This window comes from Bradyrhizobium sp. cir1 (assembly GCF_014198245.1).
Classification (GTDB): Bacteria; Pseudomonadota; Alphaproteobacteria; order Rhizobiales; family Xanthobacteraceae; genus Bradyrhizobium.
In genome coordinates this window covers 1-25328 of the sequence record NZ_JACIHE010000042.1, presented here as the reverse complement: position 1 = coordinate 25328, position 25328 = coordinate 1, and the positions used below count along the sequence as shown (strand labels likewise).

At 64.6% G+C, this 25328-nt stretch carries 24 protein-coding genes; 18 read left to right on the top strand and 6 right to left on the bottom strand.

Annotated elements, in window-relative coordinates; all coding sequences use genetic code 11:
• Window positions 1–44 precede the first annotated feature (44 nt).
• The 4 genes from GGD63_RS38350 (at window position 45) to GGD63_RS38335 (ending at window position 2395) form a co-directional block, all read left to right on the top strand.
• On the top strand, window positions 45–509 hold the full coding sequence (locus GGD63_RS38350; RefSeq protein WP_183250309.1) for an FKBP-type peptidyl-prolyl cis-trans isomerase: 465 nt from the start codon (window positions 45–47) through the stop codon (window positions 507–509).
• A gap of 282 nt (window positions 510–791) precedes the next feature.
• Window positions 792–1310 (top strand): cupin domain-containing protein, encoded by a 519-nt coding sequence (locus tag GGD63_RS38345; RefSeq protein WP_183250307.1) that lies wholly within the window; start codon window positions 792–794, stop codon window positions 1308–1310.
• A gap of 132 nt (window positions 1311–1442) precedes the next feature.
• On the top strand, window positions 1443–1871 hold the full coding sequence (locus tag GGD63_RS38340; protein WP_183250305.1) for a VOC family protein: 429 nt from the start codon (window positions 1443–1445) through the stop codon (window positions 1869–1871).
• Between the two features lie 35 nt (window positions 1872–1906).
• On the top strand, window positions 1907–2395 hold the full coding sequence (locus tag GGD63_RS38335) for a VOC family protein (RefSeq protein ID WP_183250303.1): 489 nt from the start codon (window positions 1907–1909) through the stop codon (window positions 2393–2395).
• Between the two features lie 129 nt (window positions 2396–2524).
• On the opposite strand, the gene GGD63_RS38330 is transcribed toward GGD63_RS38335, so the two are convergent.
• Window positions 2525–3658: a hypothetical protein gene (locus GGD63_RS38330; RefSeq protein ID WP_183250301.1), complete on the bottom strand. Its 1134-nt coding sequence runs from the start codon at window positions 3656–3658 to the stop codon at window positions 2525–2527.
• Between the two features lie 2 nt (window positions 3659–3660).
• The gene (locus GGD63_RS38325; protein ID WP_183250299.1) at window positions 3661–4362 is read right to left on the bottom strand and encodes a FecR domain-containing protein; all 702 of its coding nucleotides are present in this window, start codon (window positions 4360–4362) and stop codon (window positions 3661–3663) included.
• A 200-nt stretch (window positions 4363–4562) separates the two neighbouring features.
• Between GGD63_RS38325 and GGD63_RS38320 the strand changes: the two genes are divergently transcribed.
• Complete coding sequence (locus tag GGD63_RS38320; RefSeq protein WP_183250297.1) at window positions 4563–5843, top strand: phospholipid carrier-dependent glycosyltransferase; 1281 nt, start codon at window positions 4563–4565, stop codon at window positions 5841–5843.
• A gap of 58 nt (window positions 5844–5901) precedes the next feature.
• Here the strand turns inward: GGD63_RS38320 and GGD63_RS38315 are convergent, their stop codons facing one another.
• Window positions 5902–6543 carry an OmpA family protein gene (locus GGD63_RS38315; RefSeq protein WP_183250295.1) on the bottom strand — a complete coding sequence of 214 codons (642 nt, stop codon included), beginning with the start codon at window positions 6541–6543 and terminating at the stop codon, window positions 5902–5904.
• Between the two features lie 586 nt (window positions 6544–7129).
• Between GGD63_RS38315 and GGD63_RS38310 the strand changes: the two genes are divergently transcribed.
• Both GGD63_RS38310 and GGD63_RS38305 read left to right on the top strand, forming a co-directional pair.
• Complete coding sequence (locus GGD63_RS38310; protein WP_183250293.1) at window positions 7130–7384, top strand: hypothetical protein; 255 nt, start codon at window positions 7130–7132, stop codon at window positions 7382–7384.
• Between the two features lie 116 nt (window positions 7385–7500).
• Window positions 7501–8664: a winged helix-turn-helix domain-containing protein gene (locus GGD63_RS38305; protein ID WP_183250291.1), complete on the top strand. Its 1164-nt coding sequence runs from the start codon at window positions 7501–7503 to the stop codon at window positions 8662–8664.
• Window positions 8665–8679: 15 nt separating this feature from the next.
• Here the strand turns inward: GGD63_RS38305 and GGD63_RS38300 are convergent, their stop codons facing one another.
• Window positions 8680–9816: an NAD(P)-dependent oxidoreductase gene (locus GGD63_RS38300; RefSeq protein WP_246785816.1), complete on the bottom strand. Its 1137-nt coding sequence runs from the start codon at window positions 9814–9816 to the stop codon at window positions 8680–8682.
• On the opposite strand from GGD63_RS38300, the gene GGD63_RS40440 reads away from it, so the two are divergent.
• Both GGD63_RS40440 and GGD63_RS38290 read left to right on the top strand, forming a co-directional pair.
• Window positions 9806–10081 carry a LacI family DNA-binding transcriptional regulator gene (locus GGD63_RS40440; protein ID WP_312013493.1) on the top strand — a complete coding sequence of 92 codons (276 nt, stop codon included), beginning with the start codon at window positions 9806–9808 and terminating at the stop codon, window positions 10079–10081. The genes GGD63_RS38300 and GGD63_RS40440 overlap by 11 nt on opposite strands.
• A gap of 142 nt (window positions 10082–10223) precedes the next feature.
• Complete coding sequence (locus tag GGD63_RS38290) at window positions 10224–11555, top strand: MFS transporter (protein ID WP_183250289.1); 1332 nt, start codon at window positions 10224–10226, stop codon at window positions 11553–11555.
• Window positions 11556–11600: 45 nt separating this feature from the next.
• Here GGD63_RS38290 and GGD63_RS38285 read toward each other — a convergent pair whose 3' ends face one another.
• Both GGD63_RS38285 and GGD63_RS38280 read right to left on the bottom strand, forming a co-directional pair.
• A complete protein-coding gene (locus GGD63_RS38285; protein ID WP_183250287.1) occupies window positions 11601–11954 on the bottom strand; it encodes a type II toxin-antitoxin system PemK/MazF family toxin in 354 nt (117 codons plus the stop codon).
• Complete coding sequence (locus GGD63_RS38280) at window positions 11951–12172, bottom strand: antitoxin MazE family protein (protein WP_183250285.1); 222 nt, start codon at window positions 12170–12172, stop codon at window positions 11951–11953. Before GGD63_RS38280 ends, GGD63_RS38285 begins: the two co-directional genes overlap by 4 nt.
• A 180-nt stretch (window positions 12173–12352) precedes the next feature.
• On the opposite strand from GGD63_RS38280, the gene GGD63_RS38275 reads away from it, so the two are divergent.
• The 9 genes from GGD63_RS38275 to GGD63_RS38235 all read left to right on the top strand — a co-directional run bounded on the left by GGD63_RS38275 (window position 12353) and on the right by GGD63_RS38235 (window position 25102).
• Window positions 12353–13459 (top strand): efflux RND transporter periplasmic adaptor subunit, encoded by a 1107-nt coding sequence (locus GGD63_RS38275; protein WP_183250283.1) that lies wholly within the window; start codon window positions 12353–12355, stop codon window positions 13457–13459.
• 283 nt (window positions 13460–13742) lie between these two features.
• Window positions 13743–16880 (top strand): efflux RND transporter permease subunit, encoded by a 3138-nt coding sequence (locus tag GGD63_RS38270; RefSeq protein WP_183250281.1) that lies wholly within the window; start codon window positions 13743–13745, stop codon window positions 16878–16880.
• A 34-nt stretch (window positions 16881–16914) separates the two neighbouring features.
• Window positions 16915–17514: a TetR/AcrR family transcriptional regulator gene (locus tag GGD63_RS38265; protein WP_183250279.1), complete on the top strand. Its 600-nt coding sequence runs from the start codon at window positions 16915–16917 to the stop codon at window positions 17512–17514.
• Between the two features lie 180 nt (window positions 17515–17694).
• Window positions 17695–18318: a flavin reductase family protein gene (locus GGD63_RS38260; protein WP_183250277.1), complete on the top strand. Its 624-nt coding sequence runs from the start codon at window positions 17695–17697 to the stop codon at window positions 18316–18318.
• 289 nt (window positions 18319–18607) lie between these two features.
• On the top strand, window positions 18608–20875 hold the full coding sequence (locus tag GGD63_RS38255; protein WP_183250275.1) for an acyl-CoA dehydrogenase: 2268 nt from the start codon (window positions 18608–18610) through the stop codon (window positions 20873–20875).
• Window positions 20875–22158, top strand: a complete 1284-nt coding sequence (locus GGD63_RS38250; RefSeq protein ID WP_183250274.1) for an acetyl-CoA C-acetyltransferase — start codon at window positions 20875–20877, stop codon at window positions 22156–22158. Before GGD63_RS38255 ends, GGD63_RS38250 begins: the two co-directional genes overlap by 1 nt.
• A 2-nt stretch (window positions 22159–22160) precedes the next feature.
• On the top strand, window positions 22161–24257 hold the full coding sequence (locus GGD63_RS38245; protein WP_183250272.1) for a 3-hydroxyacyl-CoA dehydrogenase NAD-binding domain-containing protein: 2097 nt from the start codon (window positions 22161–22163) through the stop codon (window positions 24255–24257).
• Between the two features lie 21 nt (window positions 24258–24278).
• A complete protein-coding gene (locus tag GGD63_RS38240) occupies window positions 24279–24689 on the top strand; it encodes an acyl-CoA thioesterase (protein WP_183250270.1) in 411 nt (136 codons plus the stop codon).
• A 221-nt stretch (window positions 24690–24910) separates the two neighbouring features.
• Entirely contained in the window at window positions 24911–25102 is a 192-nt protein-coding gene (locus GGD63_RS38235; protein ID WP_183250268.1) for a hypothetical protein, read from the top strand.
• Window positions 25103–25328 lie beyond the last annotated feature (226 nt).

Sequence of the window (25328 nt, the reverse complement as noted above, 5' to 3'; positions counted from 1 at the left end):
CGGCGTTGGGTTAGACACCTCCCGCCTCAAATGGAAGGTGTCTAATGCAGCGTTTCCAGCGGGTGCTCCTCGCTATCATGTCGGCGCTCGCGATCACGGTGATCGCCAGCGTGTCCGATTTCGTTTCCACCACGGCCTCGGCCCAGACCGCAGGAAAGACCATGACCACAGCTTCAGGCTTGCAGATCATCGACACCACGATCGGCACCGGCGCCTCGCCGCAGGCGGGCCAGATCTGCGTGATGCACTATACCGGCTGGCTCTATGAAAACGGCCAGAAGGGCAAGAAATTCGACTCGTCCGTCGATCGCAAGGAGCCGTTCGAGTTTCCGATCGGCAAGGGCCGCGTCATCGCGGGCTGGGATGAGGGCGTCGCCTCGATGAAGGTCGGCGGCAAGCGCACGCTGATCATTCCGCCGCAGCTCGGCTACGGTGCGCGCGGCGCCGGCGGCGTGATCCCGCCGAACGCAACGCTGATGTTCGACGTGGAATTGCTCGCGGTGAAATGACGCGTAGCGTCATTCCGGGATGGTCCGAAGGACCAGACCTCAGGTGCGCAATTGCGCACCGGGGAATCTCGAGATTCCGGGTTCGATGCTTCCGCATCGCCCCGGGACAAGACAAACAAAAAGACCGGCCTTGCGGCCGGTCTTTTCGTTGCAGTTCCGCGCGCGTCACTCCGCCACGTGGACGGCAACGTTTGGCGGCTACGAGGGCTCCGAATTTGGTATGGCTTGCGGATGCGGCTTTGGGTTAGTTTGCTGCGCACCGAACCAACAGGAAGCAGCCACATGACCGGCCATGACCATACGCATTCGCACCATGACCACGATCACGATCACGATGATCGCTGGAAACATGACGGCGTGCGCGTCATTCCCGGCAACCAGCTCGATACCAACGTGCCGTCGACACCGGGCATGAACCGCGCGGCAGCGATCAATTTCGCGCGCGTCGGCGCGCAGAAATTGTGGGCCGGCACCGTCAACATTAAGCCCGACGCAAAGACCGGCGCGCATCACCACGGTCATCTCGAGAGCGTCATCTATGTGGTGAAGGGCAAGGCGCGGATGCGGTGGGGCGAGAGCCTGCAGTTCACCGCGGAGGCCGGCCCCGGCGACTTCATTTTCGTCCCGCCCTACGTGCCGCACCAGGAGATCAACGCCAGCCCGGACGAGGTGCTGGAATGCGTGCTGGTACGCAGCGACGGCGAGGCGGTCGCGATCAATCTCGACATCGAGCCGGTCGAGAAGCCCGAGACCGTGCTGTGGATCGACCCGGTGCACCGGGACCCCAACGAGAAGAAGTAAGGTTGGCCTGAAAGCCTGCCGGTTCTGTGCGACAGAACCCCGCAGGCGGAGCCACAAAAAATATCCGGAAGCCGTGTCGGATGGCCGTCTGGCCGCCCGTCCTTGGGCAGAACCCCGCCCAAGGAGCTTCCGATGCCCAGGATGATTTTCGTCAATCTGCCGGTGACTGACCTCAGGCGCGCGACTTCCTTCTATGAGGCGGTCGGCGCGGTCAGGAATCCGCAATTCAGCGACGACACGGCGAGCTGCATGGTCTTCTCCGAGACCATTTTCGCCATGCTCCTGACCCACGACAAGTTTCGCCAGTTCACGCCGAAGCCGATCTCGGATGCCAGGATTTCGAACCAGGTGTTGTTCTGCCTGTCCGCCGACAGCCGCGACGAGGTCGACGAGATCGTCGGCAAGGCCGAGGCGGCGGGCGGGGTGGCCGATCCCGGCCCGAAGGACGAATACAGCTTCATGTACGGCCGCAGCTTCGAGGATCCGGATGGCCACATGTGGGGTGTGAATTGGATGGACCTCGCGGCTTTCGCCGCGCAGTCCGGCATGGCGAACGCCTGATCGAAACCCGAGCCAGCTGAAGAGGAGCATTCACGATGTCCAAGCTCGTGCCCTGCATGTGGTTCAACGGCGATGCCGAGGAAGCTGCGAAGTTCTATACCTCGCTCGTGCCGAATTCCGAGATCACGCACGTTCAGCGCAACGTTTCGGACGGCCCGTCCGGCAAGACGGGCTCCGTGCTCGTCGTCGAGTTCACCGTGGCCGGGCAGCCGCTGGTCGCGCTCAATGGCGGCATGAAGATGGAGTACACCCACGCGATCTCGCTGATGATCCATTGCGACGACCAGGCCCAGGTCGACAGCGTCTGGAATGCGTTCCTCGCCCATGGCGGCAAGGAGGAGCAGTGCGGCTGGCTCAGGGATCGCTGGGGCGTGGCCTGGCAGGTGGTGCCGAAAGTCATGTTCGAGTTCCTGTCGAGCCCGGACAAGGCCGCGGCCGCGCGCGCGATGCAGGCCATGATGAAGATGGTGAAGCTGGACGTGGAGGTGTTGCGGCGCGCGTTCGAGGGCAAGTCGGCGGCGTGACTCGCGCCACGCACTCAATGCCGTAGGTGGGCAAAGGCGCGTTTGCGCCGTGCCCACCATCTCGCCTCAACCGAGAGCGTTGGTGGGCACGCTGTCGCTTTGCCCACCCTACGAGACTGTGCCTGCCGGCTAATAATTAATCCTCAACCCAACGCCGCCGTGGATCGTATTGCCGACCGGCTGCGGGCCCAGCGTGCCGTTGGCGAACAGGTCCACGATCCAGCCCTTCTGCACGCGGAAGCCGAGGCGGCCGCCATATTCGAACCAGCCCTGGTTGCCCATGGTCGGCACCACCGTGCCGTTGCCGGCGACCGTGGCGACGATGCCGCTATGGCTGGCGAACGACTGCACCCAGCCGCCGTTGATGTTGGTCTCGATATTGCTACCGGACAGATGCGTCCACTGGCCGCCGATCTTGACGAGGCTGGTGCGGTCGGTGCCGGTCGCGATGCTGGCGTCGAACGGATTGAACGCCACCGCACTGTCGCTGTAGCCGGAGACGCGTTGCCAGAGCTGCCAGACCTCGATCGAGGCCGCGACCTCGTCGCGCGGTGACACGCGGCTCATCCAGCCGGCACGGCCGTAGACCGCGTAGTTCGAAGCGTTGGTCGAACTCGTGACGCTCACCGGGCCGAGGCTGGTGTCGTAGCTGCGGGTATAGCGCGCCTTCTCCCATGGCGTCAGGATGGTGCCGACGTCGAAGAACGGGCGCGAGGAGCCCCAATCGGTGAAATCATAGCGCAGCGCGAAGGCGCCGATCGGCGCGCTGGTGATCTTGTAGCCGCCTTCGTTGTATTGCGTGTAGGCGATGCCGGCGAGCAGCGACAGATTGTTGGTCAGCTCCTTGCGGCCGTGGATGCCGGCCGAGAACGAGCCGGCCGAGCCGAACGCGCTGATGCAGTCGCTGCAATTGACCTGCTCGTTGACGCCGAGCAGCACCGTGCCGAGCACCCGGTTGGTGATCATCTGGTTGAAGCGCTGACCCGCGAGACCGCCGATCGAATTGCCGCTGGAATCCGCACCGGTCGGTGTCGGGCTCGGCGACGGATACGGGCTCGGCGAGGGGGATGGATAGGGGCTCGGCGACGGCGTGGGCGAAGGTGAGGGAGAATAGGTCGGTATGGGAGTCGGTCCGGTGGTGCACTCGGACTCGCACGCAGCCTGGGCTGCAGCCGGGCGGACATCCAGCGCGACGAGGGCAAGTGCAATGACGGTGGTCAGCACGCCGGCAAGGATGAATCGTCCGAAGTGGAGTTTCGCCATCGTCAGCGCCCGCACAGCATGCCGTCGTCATGGACGGCGGGCGTGATGGTCGGCGAGGCGTCGGCATATTGGTTGACCGCGCACAGCCCGGCGCTTGCGGCGCAGTTGGCGGCGAACGTCCAGGGCGGCGTGTTGGTCTTGGCGATGGAGACCTTGCCGCCGGTCGAGGTGATGATCGCGGTGTTGCCGGGCTGGGTGAGCTGCACGCATTGGTAGCTCAGCGTGCAGACACTCGCGGCGCCGTCCTGAAGCACGACGACGGAGCGGCCGCGCTGGGAGAGGATGTCGAGCGTAGTGCCGCGCACGCCGATGGTCGCGAGCGGCGTCGTGATCTTGTAGGCGGTCTTCTCGGAATGTCCGGTGACGAAGCGGAATGCGCCTGTCGTCATCCGGATCGCAACGTCGCGATAGCTGTGCTCGTCGTTGAAGACGGTGCGGTCGAGCTTCAGCGTGGCGCTTGGGCCGAGCGACAGGTTGGTGCTGTCGGCCATGACGAAGCGCGCCGCGCTGTCGGCGCCGGTGCGCACGGTCTCGTCGCGCAGCATGCTGTCGCCGACGCTGATCGGGGTCGTGGTCGCGGCCACCCGCACCACCTCGTTCTGAATCACGACGGCTTCGCCGACGCGTGTCTGCGCCTGCGCGCAAGGCGCCGCGCACAAGGCAGCCGTGAGCAGTGTGAGGAAAAGCCAAAAACGCAAATTCATTTCGCAACCGATCGATGTGTCCCTGATCGTACCGGATCGCGCGCGCTTCTGATGTGGCGGAATTATCACAAGCGGCGCGGGACGTGCGTCATGCTTAGTGACAGTTGCGGCAGAATGCGTTCAATGACGAGAGCCAATATATTTCTCTCCGCGGTGAAGCAGATTTGCCACGCAAAACAGCCCCACAACAGACGCTCGAATTGCCTGCGGTTCCGAAGGTGTCGCGGAGCGCAGTGATTGCTGTCGCGATTTTCCTGATTGCGCATCTGGCGTTGCTGATAGGTCTCACCACGCCGGAAAAGTTCGTCTTCGACGAGGTGCATTACGTGCCGGCCGCACGGCAGATGCTGGCGCCCGTGATGTCGCAGCCGATGCTCAATTCGATGCATCCGCCGCTGGCCAAGGAGCTGATCGCGGCGTCGATCGCGACCTTCGGCGACAACGCGCTGGGCTGGCGCTATCCCGGGACATTGTTCGGCGCACTCGCCATCGTCGCGATCTATCTGTGCGGGCTCGCGCTGTTCGCCGCGCAGGGGCCGGCGATCGCCGCAGCGCTGATCGCGGCCTTCAACCAGATGCTCTACGTGCAGGCGCGCATCGCGATGCTCGACATCTTCGCGCTCGGCTTCGGCCTGCTCGCGACCGCGGCCTTCATGCATGGCTTTCGCAAACAGCGGCCGCATGCACTGTTCGCATTCGCGGGCGCCCTGTTCGGCCTTGCCGCAGCCTGCAAATGGAGCGGCCTGTTTCCGCTCGGCGTCTGCATTGTCATCGTCGCGGTGATCCGCCTGATGCAGAGGTGGCGCACGCTGTTCGCCGACGCAAGGCCGGACGACTGGTATCGGCCCGACCTCTGGCCGGACTTCAGCGCGCTCCACGTCGCGCTTTGCTTCGCCGTGCTGCCGGCGATGACATATCTTGCCGCGTTCGTTCCGCTCTATGGATTGTCGCTGCCGGATCTGATCGAGGCGCAGCGCCGGATCTTTGTCGACAACACCACGACTGCGATCGCCGGGCACACCTATATGAGCGCGTGGCCGTCCTGGCCGTTGCTCGCGCGTCCGGTGTGGTTCCTGTTCGACAAGACGGCGGAGGACAACGTCTCCGCGATCGTCTTCCTCGGCAATCCATTGGTCGCGTGGCTGGCGCTAGTTGCGCTCGCCGTCGTGCTGCGCGATTTCATCGTCGCGCGCCGGTGGGATGCGTTCCTGATCGCGGCGTTTTACTTCGGCCCCTGGCTTGCCTGGGCGTTGCTGCCGCGCACGCTGGGATTCATCTACTACTACCTGCCGGCCGCGACAGCGGCTTCCCTTGCACTGGTCTACGTCTTGCGCCGGGGCGGCATGCCGCGCTGGCTGCTGTGGGCCTATGTCGGCGTCGCCGCGGTCGGCTTTGCGGTCATGCTGCCGGTCTCGGCGGCCTTCATCGGCACGTCGATGCAGACTTTCAATCGGCTGATGCTATTCCAGAGCTGGATATGAACATCGCCGCCTGCCGAGGGACGGCAGGCAGCGTTTTGCAGTTGCGATCAGTTCAGGCTTATTTCGACGCGGTCTTGGTGTCCATGTTCACGACCTGGACGCGGCGGTTGATCGGGTCGGCGCCGTTGGCGGTATCCTTCAGCTTGGTCTTGCCGTAGCCGACGGTGACGAGATCGGTGCCGTTGAGGCCGTAGTTCTGCACCAGGTACTTCTTGATGGTGTCGGCGCGCCGTTCGGAGAGGCCTTGGTTGTATTCCTCGCCGCCGATGGCATCGGTGTGCCCGGCGACCACGAAGGTCGAGCCCTTCAGCGCCGGATCGGACAGCGCCTTGCCGAGCGCCTGCACCGACGGCACCGAGGTCTTGGCGATGTCGGCCGAGTTGTAGTCGAACTGGATCTCCAGATCGATCTTCGGCTTGGTCGCAGCTAACTCGGCGATCTGCTCGCGCTCGCCCATCGAGAGCGACCGGGTCGAGCGGTTGCGCACCGTGTTCAGGAACGTCGCTTCCTTGGCTTGCGCGGTCGGATCGGCCTGCGGTCCGACGGACAGGCCGCGGGTCGCCGGCTTCGGCTTCAGCGCATCCAGGATCTTGTCGGTGGAGACGTTGTTATCGCCGGCCAGAGCAAAGCTCGCCGTCATCGATAGCGCTGCGGTAAGAGTGATCGCCTTCAGTCCAAAAAACCTATCAAAACGGGTCATTGTCATATCCTCGCTGTAACGCCTGATGGCGATTTGATGCTGCGAGCATAGGAGAGGTTCAAAAGCCGAAGTGTGATCTTGGTCACGTTGGAAACGGCGGTCTCCGCGGCGATCCCAGTGCATTTTGCTGCGATCCGGGGTGGGATCAGGCAGCCGGCGCGCGATCTCGAGGGCGGGCGCGAGCGGGTGAACAGCAAGGGTCGCGTCCGCTCGCGCGCGGGTTCGAGGCGACGCAGCCCCGGCGTGCTTCAGATCACATTGGTGAAGCGCGGCCGGGCCGGCTCCGGCCGGGCGGCGAACGTCCAGTCTCATGCTGGCTTGTGTCCAGGGCCATGAGACGCCTGGTTCGCTTGCAGAAACCTGCGCACACCGATCGTCGCAAAGCCGTCGCCGCACGGCCATGTGAGCCCGACGTCGCCACGGGCAGCCTCGGTGGCCGCTCCGGGGCGCCGAAGGAAAGTCGCTGACCGTCTACCCTCGCACTGCAGCAAGAAAATTGTCTTCTCTGTGAAACGTCTGCGCGAGAGAATACGTAGTTGCGAAGGCCGGCATGACGCCGGTTTCGTTTTACGGAGGAGACTTTTCGATGAAGATCTTGCTCACGGGCGCAGCCTTTGTCGCGTTTACTCTTTCGCTGTCCCCGGCATCCGCCGCCATGATGGCGTGCACCAAGGACAACATGATGAAGTCCGCCGCCATGATGGGCGGCACACCCGACACGCCGGCGAAGATGGCGGCGAACAAGGAAATGGCCATGGCCAACATGGACATGAGCAACGGCAAGATGAAGGGCGCCTGCATGCATTACATGAAGTCGCAGAAGGCCATGATGATGAAGTAGGCGCGCCGCGCGCCATCCAGCCGCGCTGTCAGCAGATGGCAGCGCGGCTTTTCTTTGACGGCTGCTTCGCCCCCGTTCTTTCTCTTGGCGCGAATTCCGCTACATTGTGTCCTGAAATGTCCCGCGCGCCCAAACCGCTTCCCCTCACCACCACACAGGCCCGAAAGATCTGGCTGCACGCCCAGCGGCTGGATGAGCGCACCCCGTTCGGCGAGGGTGCGCAGGCCGTCGCCGATGCGGTCTCCCATCTCGGCTATGTGCAGATCGACACCATCAACGTCATCGAGCGCTGTCACCACCACATCCTGTTCAGCCGCATCCCGTCCTATCGCCGCTCCGATCTGCGTCAGGCCCAGAGCGTCGACAGAAGCGTGTTCGAATACTGGACCCATGCGCTCTCTTACGTGCCGGCCGGCGACTTCCGCTTCTTCCTCCCTGCGATGCGCGAGCACCGCCGCGAGGGCCACAAATGGTACGCCTCGGTCAAGCCTGCCGACACGCGCAAGGTGATGCGGCTGCTGCGCGCCGGCCCGCTGACGATCCGCGACATCGAGGACGACGTGCTCACGGAGAAGGAGCACCTTTGGCAGAGCCGCAAGCCCTCGAAGCGGGCCCTGCAGCTCGCCTTCTACACCGGCGTTGCGACCATCAGCGAGCGTCAGGGCATGCTCAAGACCTATGAGCTGATGACGCGCCATTTCGGCTGGGACAGGCTGCCGAAGCCGGCCTCGAACAAGGACATCACGGCCTATCTGCTCGATCGCGCGCTGCGCTCGCAAGGCGTCGTCAGCCTCGATTCGATCTGCCATCTCGACGCGCCGCGCAAGAAAGCGGTCGCCAGCCTGATCGCCGCGGGGGTCCGCCGCGGCGAGCTCGTGCCCGTTGCGATCGATGGCGCGGGCAAGCAGGAGCATTGGGCCACGCCCGCGGCGCTGGAGGCGAACGGCGAGGTGTCGCCCGATCTCGTCCACATCCTCTCGCCGTTCGATCCCCTGATCATCCAGCGCAAGCGCACCAACCTCATCTTCGGCTACAACCATCTGTTCGAGGCCTATGTGCCGAAGGCCAAGCGCAAGCTCGGCTATTTCGCGCTGCCGGTGCTGGTCGGCGACGAGATCGTCGCCGCGCTCGACCTCAAGACCGACCGGCAGGCCAAGAAGCTCCTGATGCAGAAATGGACCTGGGTCGGGCAGGGCAAGAAGACGGCGGGACGCAAGGAGCTCAAGCGCGTGATCGAGGAGGAGCTCGATCGGTTCGAGCGGTTTCAGCTCGCGGAGTGAACCTCGTCGTCCTGTCTATAGTCTCTCTTCGATCTCGCCCGAGCCAGCTACGGCGTGCGCATATCGGTCCAGTACCTCGTCGGCCGAATAGCTGGACCGTTGTGCAAATTCGTCTCGCAGGCCTAGCCGTGCGGAGACCTTCAAGCGCGCCGCCGTGGCGGTGGCCATCAGGGGATCGAAACCCAATTCCCGCAAGCCTGCGGCTACGCCATCCATTTCCACCGCACGGCGCTCGGCGTGCAGCACATCGGAGCGGACGCACATGTCCAGGAATTTGCTGAAGGGGGTGGCATCCATCGACGTGCAAAGCCCGCGCATGGCTTCATCGCGCACGCCGGCGAGCGTCGCGGCGGTCAGCGCCTCGACCAGCAGCGCCTCCATGCCCTTTGTCACCACGCTTCGCAGCATCTTCACGGCCGCTGCCGTTCCGGCTTCGGGGCCCGCGACCTCGATACGGAAGCCCAGCGGCCTGAAGATCTCCGCGAAGCGCTCGGCGCCGCTGCCGGACGTGTAGAGCGTGACCGCGGCGCCATAAAGGTCGACCGACCCCATCAGATTCGCGTCCGCGAACAGTCCGCCGCGCGCCTCCACGGCTTCGGCGACCCTCTTCTTCGTTCGCGGGGTCGCGGCGTTGATGTCCACCACGAGGCAGCCGGGACGGATGACCTTGGAAATTTCCTCACCCGTCTTGGCCGCGACCGCAACGACCACGGCAGAAAAGATCACGTCCGCGTCCGACAGGTCCTCGAGCCGATCGACGAGCGTGACGCCACAACCGGCCGCCATCGCACGAAAGGCCTCGGAGTAGGGCGGCGCGTTGGTCTTGCCCTGACAGAACGCGACCATCGGTGCATCAGTCTGCGCCGCAAGATGCAATGCAAAGCATCGCGCGGCCTCGCCAAATCCGACAAAGGCGATCCTGGGCTGCGGCATGGCTGGGGCCTCCTTGCGCGGCGTTTCACCGCCGACGGCCATTGTGCCGGGTTCTGCTGCGGAGTCAATGAACCGGTTCATCAACGTTTCGATCTTCGAAGGACCGCCTTGATACAGATTGGCTAATTTCAGGGCAGAATCGAGCGCGTCGCCTTGCTCAGATTGGTGAACCGGTTCGCATGCCGTCATACGCCCCCGATCGCAAACCGTGACGGTCAAGGATGTCGCCCGGGAGGCTGGTGTTGCGGTCGGCACAGTATCCCGTGTGCTCAACGATCATCCAGCGGTGACGAGGGAGCTGCGCGAGCGCGTCGAAAAGGCCATGGCGCATCTCGGTTACGAGGTCGATGTCACGGCAAGGACAGCCCACAGGCGATCACGACCAGCGCCAGGGCGGCGCGGACCAGCGATGTCCGTAGCGGCGCAACAGGTTTATCCGACTGCGTCCCGTGCATTGCTTGATCCATTGACTCTTTGGCTGTGATGCTGAAAACCCCCAACAGAAGTGTTTTCGAGCGAAGCGGACACCGGTTCGCGTCGAGAAAACGCCTCAAGACAAGAAGCTAAAGCCGTTCCGATTCGGAACGGCTTTAGCCATAAAAGCAACAACCCCGGGGGGGGAAGCCATGAGCCAGACCACGACCTATGCCGGTTCCGCCGGCGGCGCCAAGTCGGACATCGAGACATCGACGATCCGCGCCATTTCCTGGCGCCTGATTCCGTTCCTGGTGCTGGCCTATTTCTTCTCCTATCTCGACCGCGTCAATCTCGGCTTCGCCGCGCTGACCATGAACGCGGAGCTGAAGTTCACGCCGCTGATCTTCTCCTGGGGCGCCGGCATCTTCTTCATCGGCTATTTCATCTTCGAGGTGCCGAGCAACCTCGCGCTGGAAAAGTTCGGCGCCAGCCGCTGGATTGCCCGCATCATGGTGACCTGGGGCATCATCTCGGCGCTGATGGCGATGGTCAGCGGCGTCACCAGCTTCTACGTCCTGCGCTTCCTGCTTGGCGTCGCCGAAGCCGGCTTCTTTCCCGGCATCATCCTCTATCTCACCTATTGGTATCCGGCCGAATATCGCGCCCGCTTCCTCGCGGCCTTCGCCATCGCAGTGCCGGTCTCGACCGTGATCGGCGCGCCGATCTCAGGCCTCTTGCTTGGGCTCGACGGCATGATGGGGCTGAAGGGCTGGCAGTGGCTGTTCATCATCGAGGGCATCCCCTCTGTGCTGCTCGGCGTCGTCACCTGGTTCTATCTCACCGACAAGCCGGAGAAGGCGGACTGGCTCTCGGCCGAGCAGAAGGCCTGGCTCAAGGCAAAGCTCGATTCCGAAATCGCGGCCAAGCAGGCGGTGAAGCATTTCTCGCTCGGCGAGGCGCTGTCCTCGCCGAAGGTGATCGCGCTCAGCCTGATCTATTTCGGCTTCGTCGGCGCGCTCTACGGCATGCAGTTCTGGCTGCCGCAGATCGTCAAGGCGTTCGGCCTCACCAACGCGCAGACCGGCTTCGTCACCGCGATCCCGTATCTGTTCGGCACCATCGCCATGATCCTGTGGGCGCGGCATTCGGATGCGACGCGCGAGCGCGTGATGCATGTCGGCGCGCCGCTGCTGCTCACGGCGGTCGCACTCGGCATCTCCTCCTATCTCACCGATCCCGCTGCGACGATGGTGGCGCTGACGGTCGCCGCGATCGGCGTGTTCTGCTGCTTCGGCGTGTTCTGGACCCTGCCGACCGCCTGGCTCTCCGGCACGGCCGCCGCCGGCGCCATCGCGCTGATCAACTCGATCGGCAACCTCGCCGGGTTCGGCGGTCCGTATCTGATCGGCTGGGTCAAGGAAGCGACGGGGCAGACCTCGACCGGCCTGCTCGTCCTCGCCGTCCTGCCCCTGCTCGCCGGCCTTCTGGTGTTCGTGGGCGGCCACGACACCAAGCACGAGTTTGTCGAGCAGAAGCGGTAGGGCCGCCCGTCACCACAGCGTAGCCTGGCGAAATCCGGGCTACGGCTAGTCTGGGTCGACGCTTCTCTGCGAACCGGCTAGACCGAGAAACACCAGCATGGCGCGGTTGAGGCGCAGGAGGTCGTCATCGTCTAGGCGTCCCACCAACGTCCCAACCTTGGTTTTCGGCGCGGTGGTAATCTTGTCGACCATTAGCCGGGACAGGGTACGCAGGCCGTTGCGTTCGTTCGGCTCGACCTTTAGCCGAAATAGCGGAGCCTCGGTTTCGTCGGTTGCGAAGGCGCAAACGGTGATGGAGTTTGTGGCGTCAAAGCTATCATCCTGAACGATAACGACAGGGCGCGGCTTGCCCGCATAGTCTTTCCCGCCCGCCACCGTCCAGATCTCGCCTCGTTTCATTCACCGGTCCAATCGGATACGGCATCGATGAAGGCTTGGTCTTCCGATGATTGCGCGCTGGCTGCGACCGCAAGCGATTGACGATGGGCTTCCGATCGGAAGGACGGTGAGCGGATATCCGGCACCCAGATCTGGATCGGTCGCAGGCCTTGTGCGCGCAGCCGATCGCGGTGTGCCTGCACCTTCAAACGAGATGGCTTGGGCTTTGATGGGCTCATGTGTATTCCCGCTGGTTACATGTAACCATATCAGGAAACGTCGCGCGTTACCAGTGGCAGGCGGTTCCACTAATCCTTACCACCCCTTAACGATCACGCTTTCCTGATGACTGACGATTATTGACTTTTATCAGTGATTAGTCGACATTCCTCTCATTGCAGCCGCAGGAGTGTCCTCCGATGTTCGTCCGGTCCGTTTTGTCCAGCTATTCCAAGCTCTTGGCGGGTGTGTCGCTGGCCCTGATGGCCGCAGCCCTGGCCGGGTGCAATGACACCGTCGCCGAGAAAGCCGAGCCGCCGCGGCCGGTTCTGGTGGCGACCGCCCATTATGATGGCGAGACCCCCGAGCGCAGCTTCGTCGGCACCGTCCGCCCCCGGATCGAGAGCGACCTGGGCTTCCGCGTCGCCGGCAAGGTCGCCAAGCGCCTGGTGGAAGTCGGCCAAACCGTCGAGATCGGCCAGCCGCTGGCCACCCTCGACGAGGTCGATCTGAAGCTCCAGGCCGAGCAGGCTCTGGCTGAACAGACCGCCGCGACCGGCGTGCTGGCCCAGGCCGCCGCCGCTGAACAGCGCGCCAAGGATTTGAAGGCCAAGGGCTGGACCACCGACGCCCAGATGGACTCGAGCCGCGCCTCCGCCGACGAAGCCCGCGCCCGCCTGAACCGCGCCGAGCGTGCGCTCGAGCTGAGCAAGAATTCCCTTTCCTACGCGACGCTTGTTGCCGACGCCCGCGGCGTCGTCACCGCAACGCTGATCGAGCCCGGCCAGGTGGTCGCCGCGGGCCAGGCTTCGATCCGTGTCGCCCGCTTTGCCGAGAAGGAAGCGGTCGTCGCGATCCCTGAGACGCTGGTTGGACGCGCTAAGTCGGGCGTCGCCAGCGTCACTCTTTGGTCGGAGCCGGACAAGAAGTACGCAGCCAAGCTGCGCGAGATCGCCCCGGCGGCGGATCCCGCCACCCGTACCTATCTTGCAAAGTTCTCGCTGCCCGAGGCCGACGACAAGGTCGCGCTCGGCATGACCGCGACGCTGACGCTGTCGGACGCCGCCACCGAGCGCGTCGCGCGGCTGCCGCTGTCGGCGCTGTTCAACGAAGGCGGCAAGCCGTCTTTCTACGTCGTCGACGACAACGGCGGCGTCACGCTCAAGCCGGTGGCGGTGAAGTCCTACGAGAGCAACGACGTTGTCATCACCGGCGGTGTCGAAGAGGGCGCCAAGATCGTCGCGCTCGGCGTGCAGAAGCTCGATCCGAGCCAGCGGGTGCGGATCGTGTCGTCCCTGTCGTTTTAGTTTCTGTCATTCCGGGGCACGCGCAGCGTGAACTACGGTGCGCAATTGCGCACCTGAGAATCTCGAGATTCCGGGTCTGGTCCTTTCGGACCATCCCGGAATGACAAGGAAATAGAGTTACGTCGTGTGAGGTGAGTTTCGGCCTTTGTCCCTAAGCAAAGGCTGAAGCGGCGAAGCGATCCAGAATCTGCCCAGCCCCCTGGATTGCTTCGCTGCCTCGCGACGACGGTTTGAACAGAGCGGCTGTCGTTGTTTGCAACTGGATCGTCTTTCGGAGAGTGCGATGAAGCGCTTCAACCTTTCGGCCTGGGCCGTCAGCCATCCGACGCTGGTTCTCTTCCTGATGCTCGTGCTCGGCGTCGCCGGCTTCTTCTCCTATGAGAAGCTCGGCCGCGCCGAGGATCCGTTCTTCACGGTGAAGGTGGTCAACGTCTCCGTGATCTGGCCCGGCGCGACCGCGCAGGAGATGCAGACCCAGGTCGCCGATCCCATCGAGAAGAAGATCCAGGAGCTGCCCTATTTCGAGAAGGTGCAGACCTACTCCAAGCCCGCCTTCACCGCGCTTCAGGTCACCTTCCGCGACAACACGCCGCCGAAGGACGTGCCCTACCTCTTCTATCTCCTGCGCAAGAAGCTGGTCGACGTGCAGGGCCAGCTGCCGTCCGGCATTCTGGGACCCGTCGTCAACGACGAGTTCTCCGACGTCGATTCCATCCTCTACATGATGACCGGCGACGGCGCCGATTACGCCCAGCTCAAGAAGGTCTCCGAAGGCTTTCGCCAGCGCCTGCTCAAGGTGCCCGGCGTCACCAAGGTCGACGTCTACGGCAACCAGGATGAGCGGATCTTCGTCGAGTTCAGCCACGCCAAGCTCGCCACCCTCGGCATCACCCCGCAGGCGCTGTTCGATTCGCTCGCCAAGCAGAACAACGTGACCCCGGCCGGCACGGTCGAGACCTCGTCGCAGCGCGTGCCGTTGCGCGTCACCGGCGCGCTCGACGGCGCCAAGGCTGTCGCGGAGACCCCGGTCGAGAGCAACGGCCGCGTCTTCCGCCTCGGCGATATCGCGACCGTCACCCACGGCTATGTCGATCCGCCGAGCTTCGTCGTCCGACAGGAAGGCAAGGCCGCGATCGGCATCGGCGTCGTCACCGCCAAGGGCGCCAACATCCTCGAGCTCGGCAAGGAGGTCGAGAAGGCGACGGCCGAGTTCATGAAGGCCGTGCCGCAGGGCATCGACGTCAAGCTGATAGCCGACCAGCCCAAGGTGGTCGAGCACGCCGTCGGCGAGTTCGTGCACTCCTTCATGGAAGCGCTCGTCATCGTGCTGTTCGTCTCGTTCCTGGCGCTCGGCTGGCGCACCGGCATCGTGGTCGCGCTCTCGGTGCCTCTGGTGCTCGGCATCGTCTTCATCGTCATGAACACGATGTCGCTCGACCTGCACCGCATCACGCTCGGCGCGCTGATCATCGCGCTCGGCCTGCTCGTTGACGACGCCATCATCGCGGTCGAGATGATGGTCGTGAAGATGGAGCAGGGCTGGGACCGCATGCGGGCGGCGTCCTTTGCCTGGGAATCTACTGCGTTTCCGATGCTCACGGGAACGCTGGTCACGGCCGCTGGCTTCCTCCCCATCGGCTTTGCCAATTCCGCGGTCGGCGAATATGCCGGCAGCATCTTCTGGATCGTGGCGATCGCGCTGGTCGCCTCCTGGTTCGTGGCGGTGATCTTCACGCCCTATATCGGCGTCAAGCTGCTGCCGGAGATGAAGGCGCACCACAACCACGATCCGCACGCGGTCTATGAGACCCGCATGTACCGGGGCCTGCGCGCCATCGTGCAATGGTGCGTCAACCACCGCATCACCGTGGTGGCCGCGACCGTCGGCGTCTTCGTCGCCTCGATCGTCGGCTTCGGCCATGTCCAGCAGCAGTTCTTCCCGCTGTCGGAGCGGCCCGAGCTGTTCCTGCAGCTGCGCCTGCCCGAGGGCACCGCCTTCAACGTCACCGAGAAGGCGGTGAAGAAGGCCGAGACGCTGCTCAAGGACGACAAGGACATCGAGACCTATACCTCCTATGTCGGCCAGGGCTCGCCCCGCTTCTGGCTCGGCCTCAACCCGCAGCTGCCGAACGAGGCCTTCGCCGAGGTCGTCATCGTCGCCAAGGGCGTCGAGGCGCGCGAGCGCATCAAGGCCAAGATCGAGAACGCGGCTGCCGAAGGCTTCCTGTCCGAGGCGCGTGTCCGTGTCGACCGCTTCAACTTTGGTCCGCCGGTGGGCTTCCCGGTCCAGTTCCGCGTGATCGGCCCCGACGCCAACAAGGTGCGCGAGATCGCCTACCAGGTCCGCGACGTCATGCGGCAGAACAAGAGCGTCAAGGACGTCCAGCTCGACTGGAACGAGCAGTCGCCCTACCTGAAGCTCGTCGTCGACCAGGATCGCGCCCGCGCCATGGGCCTGACCCCGCAGGAGGTCTCGCAGGCGCTCGCGATGCTGATCTCTGGCTCGCAGGTCACCACCGTGCGCGACGGCATCGAGAAGGTCGGCGTGGTCGCCCGTGCGATCCCGTCCGAGCGCCTCGACCTCGGCGGCGTCGGCGATCTCACCATCACCTCGCGCAACGGCGTCGCCGTGCCGCTGCAGCAGATCGCCAAGATCGAGTATGCCCACGAGGAGCCGATCATGTGGCGGCGCAACCGCGACATGGCGATCACCGTGCGCTCGGACGTCGTCGACGGCGTGCAGGCGCCCGACGTCACGGGCCAGATCACGCCGAAGCTGAAGGCGATCAAGGATCACCTCGAGCCCGCCTACCGCATCGAGCCGGGCGGCGCCTTCGAGGAATCCGCCAAGGGCAATGCCTCGATCTTCATCCTCTTCCCGGTGATGGTCATGGTGATGCTGACGCTGCTGATGATCCAGCTGCAGAGCTTCTCGCGCCTGATCCTGGTGTTCCTGACCGCGCCGCTCGGCATCGTCGGTGCCTCCTTAGGCCTCAACGTCGCCAACGCCCCGTTCGGCTTCGTGGCACTGCTCGGCCTGATCGCGCTCGCCGGCATGATCATGCGCAACACGGTCATCCTGGTTGACCAGATCGAGACCGACGTTTCGCATGGCCTGACCCGGCGCGAGGCGATCGTGGAGGCGACCGTCCGCCGTGCCCGTCCGGTGGTGCTGACGGCGCTGGCCGCGATCCTCGCCATGATCCCGCTGTCGCGTTCGGCCTTCTGGGGCCCGATGGCGATCACCATCATGGGCGGCCTGTTTGTCGCGACGTTCCTGACGCTGCTCTACCTGCCGGGCCTCTATGCCCTGTGGTTCAGGAAGAGCCTGGACGAGGCGGGCACTCCCGAGCAGCCTGCCGCACCGCAGCATGAGAGCGATGACCAGCATGCAATTCCGCTTGCTGAAGCGGCTGAATAAGTGAGAAGAAGTGTTGATTGACGAGTCCTGACTGATGGCCCTTGTTTCGGAACATATCGAAGGCGACACCCGGGATCGTATCCTCGAGGTGGCCGAGCGGCTGTTCCGGCAGATCGGCTACCAGAAGACCACGGTCGGGGACATCGCCAAGGAGCTCAGGATGAGCCCCGCCAACGTCTATCGCTTCTTCGAATCGAAGAAGGCGATTCACCAGGCGGTGGCCCGTTCGCTGATGGGCGAGGTCGAGCTGGAGGCGCAACGGATCGTGGCCCGGCCCGGTCCGGTGCTCCCGCGCTTCCGCGAGCTGCTCACCACCATCCATCGCATGAACACCGAGCGCTATGTCGGCGACAACAAGCTGCACGAGATGGTCGCGATCGCGATGGAGGAGGACTGGGACGTCTGCGTCGCCCATATGGAGTGCATCGCCGGCGTCATCGGCCAGATGATCGCGCAAGGTGTCGCCTCCGGCGAGTTCGAGGCGCCGGACCTGCAACTGGCCTCGCTCTGCGCCTGCACCGCGATGATCCGCTTCTTCCACCCCCAGATGATCGCCCAGTGCGCCACCAAGCCGGGCCCGACCATCGACCAGATGATCGATTTCGTCATCGCGGGTCTGTCGCCGCGCCACTGACGGGCGGGGCATTTTCTCCTATAAGCAGGCCGACCGCCCCCGGGCTGACCGACTGGTGGCGGCCAGGACGGATCAACATACTCCGTCATTGCGAGCGTAGCGAAGCAATCCAGACTGTCTCCGCGGAGGGATTCTGGATTGCTTCGCTACGCTCGCAATGACGAGCAGGGGAGAGCCAGTGTGACCGACAAAGACCTCTACTTCTACGAGCCCTCCAAGGGCCACGGCCTCAAGCATGATCCCTTCAACGCCATCATCGCACCGCGCCCGATCGGCTGGATCTCCTCCCGCGATACCAGGGGCCACGTCAACCTCGCCCCCTACAGCTTCTTCAACGCATTCTGCTATGTGCCGCCGATCATCGGCTTCTCCTCCACCAACTGGAAGGACACGGTCGAGAACATCCAGCAGACCGGCGAGTTCGTCTGGAATCTCGCCACGATGGATCTGGCGAAGCAGATGAATGCAACCGCCGCGCATGTCGCGCCCGAGGTCGACGAGTTCGAGGTCGCGGGCCTCACCGCCGTCCCCGGCAAGCTCGTCAACGTGCCGCGCGTCGGCGAGAGCCCTGTCGCCTTCGAATGCAAGGTGTCCGACATCGTTCGCCTCAAGGGCGCCAATGGCAAGGAGGCCGACGCCTGGCTGACGCTCGGCGAGGTGGTCGCCGTCCACATCGACAAGGCCATGATCAAGGACGGCGTCTATCAGACCGCCGCCGCCCGCCCCATCGTTCGCGCCGGCCGCCGCGGCGACTATTTCGAGATCAAGCCGGAAAACATGTTCGAGATGATCCGGCCGGATTAGGCCGCCACAGTCATTCCGGGGCGCGCCGTCAGGCGCGAGCCCGGAATCCATTCATCAACCGACTCAGCCGCACGATGGATTCCGGGCTCACGCTTCGCGTGCCCCGGAATGACGGCGGGGTAATCAGCCCATTTCCCCTCCCCGGAACTGCCCCCACGCCCCGGCCGTTAGTCCCCTGGGCGGCCGCCCGGCCGCGTCAATTCGCTTCTTTTTGCTCGCGAAGTGTTCACGCACCCCGGCCACTTTCCGCTAAAATGCCCTGTCACCGCGCCGATGCATGAGGTCCGCCATGAGCTTCCGCCGCGACACCATCACAAAGCCGATCTTCTCCTGGGCGCGCGGCGTGCTGCCGGCGATGTCCGACACCGAGCGCGAGGCGCTGGAGGCCGGCGACGTCTGGTGGGATGCCGATCTCTTCACCGGTGATCCCGACTGGTCGAAACTGCTGAAAATCGCGCCGGCCAGATTGACCGACGAGGAGCAGGCCTTCCTCAGCGGCCCCGTCGACGAGCTCTGCGCCATGCTCGACGAGTGGAAAATCTTCTGGGAATGGCGCGACCTGCCGCAGGACGTCTGGCACTTCGTCAAGCGCGAAAAGTTCTTCGGCATGATCATTCCGAAGGAATTCGGCGGCCTCGGCTTCTCGCCCTACGCGCATTCGGAAGTGGTGCGCAAGATTTCGACCCGCTCGATCGCGGCGGCCGTCACGGTGATGGTGCCGAACTCGCTCGGGCCCGGCGAGCTCCTGATGCGCTTCGGCACCAGGGAGCAGCAGGAGCGCTGGCTGCCGCGGCTCGCCGATGGGCACGACATTCCCTGCTTCGGCCTCACCAGCCCCGAGGCCGGCTCGGATGCCGCCTCGATGGTCGACACCGGCATCATCTGCAAGGGCAACTTCGAAGGCCGCGAGGTCGTCGGCCTCAGGCTCAACTGGCACAAGCGCTACATCACGCTTGGCCCGGTCGCGACGCTGCTGGGCCTCGCCTTCAAGGCCTATGATCCCGATCGTCTGGTTGGCGATCAGGAAGAGCTCGGCATCACCGTAGCGCTGATCCCGACGAACTTGCCCGGCGTCGAGATCGGCCAGCGCCACCTGCCCTCGATGCAGGTGTTCCAGAACGGCCCGAACCGGGGCCGCGACGTCTTCATCCCGCTCGACTACGTCATCGGTGGCAAGGAGCGCCTCGGGCAGGGTTGGAAGATGCTGATGACCGCGCTCGCCGCCGGCCGCGGCATCTCGCTGCCGTCGCTGTCGGCGGCAGGTGCTGCGTATGCCGCGCGCACCACCGGTGCCTATGCCCGGATCCGCGAGCAGTTTGGCATCTCGATCTCCAAGTTCGAGGGTGTCGAGGAGCCGCTGGCCCGCATCGTCGCCACCGCCTATCAGCTCGACGCGGCGCGCCGACTCACCTGCGCGGCGCTCAATGCCGGCATTCATCCCGCCGTCATCTCCGGCATCATGAAGCTGCACGCGACGGAGCGGATGCGCACTGCGGTCGACGACGCCATGGACATTCATGGCGGCAAGGCCGTGATCGACGGTCCGCAAAACTATCTCGGCAATCTGCACCGCGCCGTGCCGGTCGGCATCACTGTCGAGGGCGCCAACATCCTGACCCGCAACCTCATCGTGTTCGGGCAGGGCGCGATCCGCGCCCATCCCTATCTGCTCGACGAGATGAACGCGCTGGCGGACACCGATCGCGAGCGCGGGCTCACCGCCTTCGACAAGGCGTTCTGGAAGCATGTCGGCCACAGTTTCGGAACACTCTTGCGTGCCTTCGGACGTAGCTGGACCTTTGGCGCTTTCGCAATGGCGCCCGATGCCGGCGATGCCACGCCATTCTACCGCCAGCTCTCGCGCTACTCCGCAGCGTTTGCGCTCTGCGCCGACATGGCGCTGCTGACGCTCGGCGGCGCGCTCAAGCGCAAGGAAATGCTGTCGGCACGCTTCGGCGACATTCTTTCCGAACTGTATCTGCTTTCGGCGGCGCTGAAGCGCTGGCAGGACGAGGGCCGGCAGAAGGAAGACTTCGCCGCGTTGGAATGGTGCATGGCGACCGGCTTCAAGACCATCGAGAACCGGCTTGCCGAAATTCTCGCCAATCTGCCGAACCGCTTTGTCGCCGGCTTCCTCAAGCTCGTGGTCCAGCCCTTCGGGGCGCGCGTGCTCGGCCCGTCCGATCGCGTCGTGCACCAATGCGCCGGCATCGTGCTGGAGCCGTCGGCCGCGCGCGAGCGCCTGACGCCGGATCTCGCTCATGTCGACGATGACGGCGGATTCGCCCGGCTGGAGCGCGCGTTCAAGCTGGTAGCAGGTACGGAAGCCATCGCCAAGCGGATGCGTGCTGCACATTTAAGCGACTGGAAGGAGGCCGTTGCCAAAGGCGTGATCACGCAGGCCGAAGGCGAGCAGCTTGCCGTGGCCCGCGACGCCGTCACTGAAGTGATAGAGGTCGACGATTTTGCGCCGGAGGCACTGTCGCCGATTTACAAGAAAACCGGCGACGTGCATCAGTTCTTCCAGGAACTCGGTGAGCAGAGGGCGGCAAGCTGATGGCACGACCGGTTTTCATCGTCGACGGCAGCCGGACGCCGTTTTTGAAGGCGCGCTCCGGGCCGGGGCCATTCACGCCGGTCGATCTTGCCGTGCAATGCGGACGGCCGCTCTTGGCGCGCCAGCCGTTTTCACCCGTCGATTTCGACCAGGTCATTCTCGGCTGCGTCAACGTCATCGCCGACGAGATGAATCCGGCCCGTGTCGCGGCGCTCCGGCTCGGCATGGGCGAGGATATGGTCGCCTTCACCGTGCAGATCAATTGCGGCTCGGGCATGCAGTCGATCGACACCGCCTACCGCTACATCCGCGAGGGCCATGCCGACATGATTTTGGCCGGCGGCACCGAGGCGCTGAGCCACGCGCCGCTGGTCTGGCCGAACTCCGGCGTGCGCTGGTTCGCCGGGCTCGCCACCGCCAAAAGCGTGGCGGCGAAGCTCGCCGCGGCGTTCAAGCTGCGGCCGCGTTATCTCAAGCCGATCATTGGCCTCGAGCGCGGGCTGACCGATCCCGTCACAGACCTGAACATGGGCCAGACCGCCGAGGTCGTCGGCCATCTCTTCGGTATCACCCGCGCGGAGTCGGACGCCTATGCCGCCGAGAGCCATCGCCGGCTTGCGCATGCGCAAGGCGCGGGTTTTCTCAAAGGCGAGGTCGAGACCGCGTTCTCCCGCAACGGAAAATTCTTCGACCATGACGACGGCGTGCGGCCGGACTCGACGGCCGAGTCTCTCGCGAAACTGAGGCCGGTGTTCGAGCGCCCCTGGGGCCAGGTCACCGCCGGCAATTCCTCGCAGATCACCGACGGCGCGTCCTGGGTGATCCTCGCCTCCGACGAAGCGGTGGCAAAGCATAGACTGACGCCGAAGGCCGTCATCGTCGACAGCCATTGGGCCGCGCTCGATCCCAGCATCATGGGGCTCGGCCCGGTGATGTCGGTCACGCCGCTGCTGAAGCGCAACGACCTCACCATCAAGGACGTCGAGACCTGGGAGCTGAACGAGGCGTTCGCGACGCAAGTGCTCGGCTGTCTCGCCGCCTGGAACGACGACAAGTTTTGCCGCGAGATTCTGGGGCTCGACGGCGCCGCCGGCGAGATTGATCGTGAAAGGCTCAACGTCGATGGCGGCGCGATTTCGCTCGGCCATCCCGTCGGCACCTCCGGCAACCGCATCGTGCTGCATCTCGTCAATGCGATGAAGCGGCTCGGCACGCGGCGCGGCGTTGCCACCGAATGCATCGGCGGCGGGCTCGGCGGCGCCATGCTGATCGAGGCGGTGTGACCATGGATTCCAGGATCATGACCGCGCTCGGCGACCGCGTCCTCACGCTCGGGCCGCAGCCGGCGCCAGACGGCCCCTACAAGCACTTCAGGCTGACGCGCGATGCCGACGGCGTCGCCTGGCTGCTGTTCGACCGAGACGGCGCCAGCGCCAACACGCTGTCCTCGGACGTGATGGAGGAATTCGACGCCGTGCTCGCGGCGATCGAGACCGAGCGTCCCGCCGGCCTCGTGATCCGCTCCGCAAAGCCGTCCGGCTTCATTGCCGGTGCCGACGTCAACGAATTCCGCGGCGCCAGCGATCCCGAGATGGTGGAAACGCGTATCCGCGCTGCGCATGCGGTGGTCGATCATCTGGAAGCGCTAAAGCTGCCGACGGTCGCGGTCATCCACGGCTTTTGTCTCGGCGGCGGCCTCGAGGTCGCGCTGGCCTGCCAGTCGCGCATCGCCATCGACGGCGCGCGCTTCGGCTTCCCGGAGGTGATGCTGGGCCTGCATCCCGGCCTCGGCGGCACGGCGCGCTTCACTGCGCTGGTCAATCCGACGCAGTCGATGGCGCTGATGCTGACCGGCCGCACCATCGACGCGCGTCGCGCCAAATCGCTCGGCCTTGTCGATACCGTGACGCAGGAGCGCCACGTCCGTGGTGCCGTGAAGGACGTGCTGTTTGGCCGGCTGAAGCGGGCCAAGCCCGGCCTGCTGACGCGCGCCGCCAATCTCGGACCGGTGCGCGGACTGCTGGCCAAGCGCATGCGCTCGGAGGCGGCGAAGGCCGCGTCCCGCGACCATTATCCCGCGCCCTACGCGCTGATCGATCTCTGGGAGACCCATGGCGGCAGCAAGGCCGCGATGCTGAATGCCGAGCAGGCGTCATTCGCCAAGCTGATGGTGACGCCGACGGCCCAGAACCTGATTCGCGTGTTCTTCCTGCGCGAGCAGATGAAGAAGGCGGCGGGCTCCGGCAACACGGTGAAGCATGTCCACGTCATCGGCGCCGGCGCCATGGGCGGTGACATCGCGGCTTGGGTAGCCGGGCAAGGGCTGCGCGTCTCGCTCGCCGACATGAAGGCGGAGCCGATCGCAGGCGCCGTGAAACGCGCGGCCGAGCTCTACGGCAAGATCATCCGCAAGTCCACCGAGGTGCGCGACGCGCTCGATCGCCTGCTCCCCGATATGGACGGCGAGGGCGTCCGCAATGCCGATCTCATCATCGAGGCGGTGCCGGAAAAGCTCGAGCTGAAACAGAAGGTCTATGCCGGCCTCGAGCCGCGGATGAAGCCGGGCGCGATCCTTGCGACCAATACGTCGAGCATTCCGCTTCAGGATCTGCGCACCACGCTGGCGCGGCCGGAGCGGCTGGTCGGGCTGCATTTCTTCAACCCGGTGTCGCGGCTGCAACTGGTCGAGGTCGTCAGCCATGACGGCAACGATGCACAGGTGTTGAAAGAGGCGCTCGCCTTCGTGGGTGCGATCGACCGCCTGCCGCTCGCCGTGAAGAGCTCGCCCGGCTTCCTCGTCAACCGCGCGCTGACGCCGTACATGCTCGAAGCCATGGTGATGCTGGACGAGAAGACCGACCAGCGGCTGATCGATGCCGCGGCGGAGCAATTCGGCATGCCGATGGGGCCGATCGAACTGGCCGACCAGGTCGGCCTCGACATCTGCATGGACGTCGGCGACATGCTGCGCACCAAGTTCGGTGATCTCTTGCCGCCGACGCCGGCCTGGCTGCGCGAGAAGGTTGCCAAGGGCGAGCTCGGCCGCAAGACCGGCAAGGGCTTCTACACCTGGAAGGACGGCAAGGCGGAGAAGGCACAGCTCGCCGAAACCGGTCCACGCGTCGCCGACCAGATGATCGACCGCCTGGTGCTGCCGATGTCCAATGTCTGCGTTGCGGCGCTCCGTGAGGGCATCGTCGACGACGCTGATGCAGTCGACGGCGCCATGATCTTCGGCACGGGTTATGCACCGTTCCGCGGTGGTCCACTGAATTACGCGCGCACCCGCGGCGTGGAAAACATTGTATCCACCCTGCATGCGCTGGCGGAGCGATTCGGCGAGCGCTTCGCGCCCGATCCGGGCTGGGACAATTTCAAGTGAGCAATCTCAAGTGAGAGAGGCATGAACGAGCAAGCCAATACCGGACCGAGCGGGGATCTCTGCATCCGCACGCTGGCGATGCCGGCCGATACGAACGCGAACGGCGACATCTTCGGCGGCTGGCTGCTCAGCCAGATGGACGTCGGCGGCGGCGTGTTCGCATCGAAGGTCGCGAAGTCGCGCACGGTCACGGTCGCGATCGAGGCGATGAATTTTCGCAAAGCGGTCTATGTCGGCGATCTCGTCTCCGTCTACGCCAACCTTGTGCGTGTGGGGCGCACGTCGATCACCGTGCATCTGGAAGCGTGGGCGCTGCGTCGCGGCGAGCGGGATCCCTTCCTCGTCACCGACGGCAACTTCACCTACGTCTCGATCGACGAGCACGGACGCCCGCAGGCGGTTCGTTCGAGCGACACTGTCATCGCGACGTAACGACGCGCGTCACCGCAAGGGTAACTGTCATCGTCCGCGAAGGCTGGCAATGGCAGGTGACTCGTTCCCGCGTCGCGGCTTCGCCAAGAACCAGTCATAAAACGGATGAGGTCCCGGCGTACTCAATTGCGTGTCGATTCGGGGCGGAAAACGGCCGAAAATGCCTAGGAACCTTTGGGTCGGAGTGCCGTTATTTGCCCGCACTGAGGAAACCACGGACCATGCCGGACAGCTACATCATCGAAGTCGAATCGCAGACCGCAGGTATCGTCGTTCGTTCCCAGGGAGGTTACTGCTTCTTCGCTTCATCCCACCGCTTTAACCGCCTCGAAGGCCAGCTCTTCCGCAACGCGCGCGAAGCCGAGCGCGCCGCGCGCAGGCTGCTGAATGGCGATGTGAAGGAGGCGGCGTAAGCGCCTGCCGCCGGTGATTTCGACGTCCGCAGCGTGGTCGGAAAATTTTGCCGAGCGCACCGCTGCCCTCTCCCCACGAGGGTAGGGCTATCGCAGAGGGGGTCTTGGTGGCGGCCTGAGCAAGCGCCTCGTCCTTCGAGACGCCCGCTTCAGGGCGGGCTCCTCAGAGCGTGAGATTCTTTTGGTAGGGATCAGTATTTGCCACGGCGGCGATGCTGTGATTCGC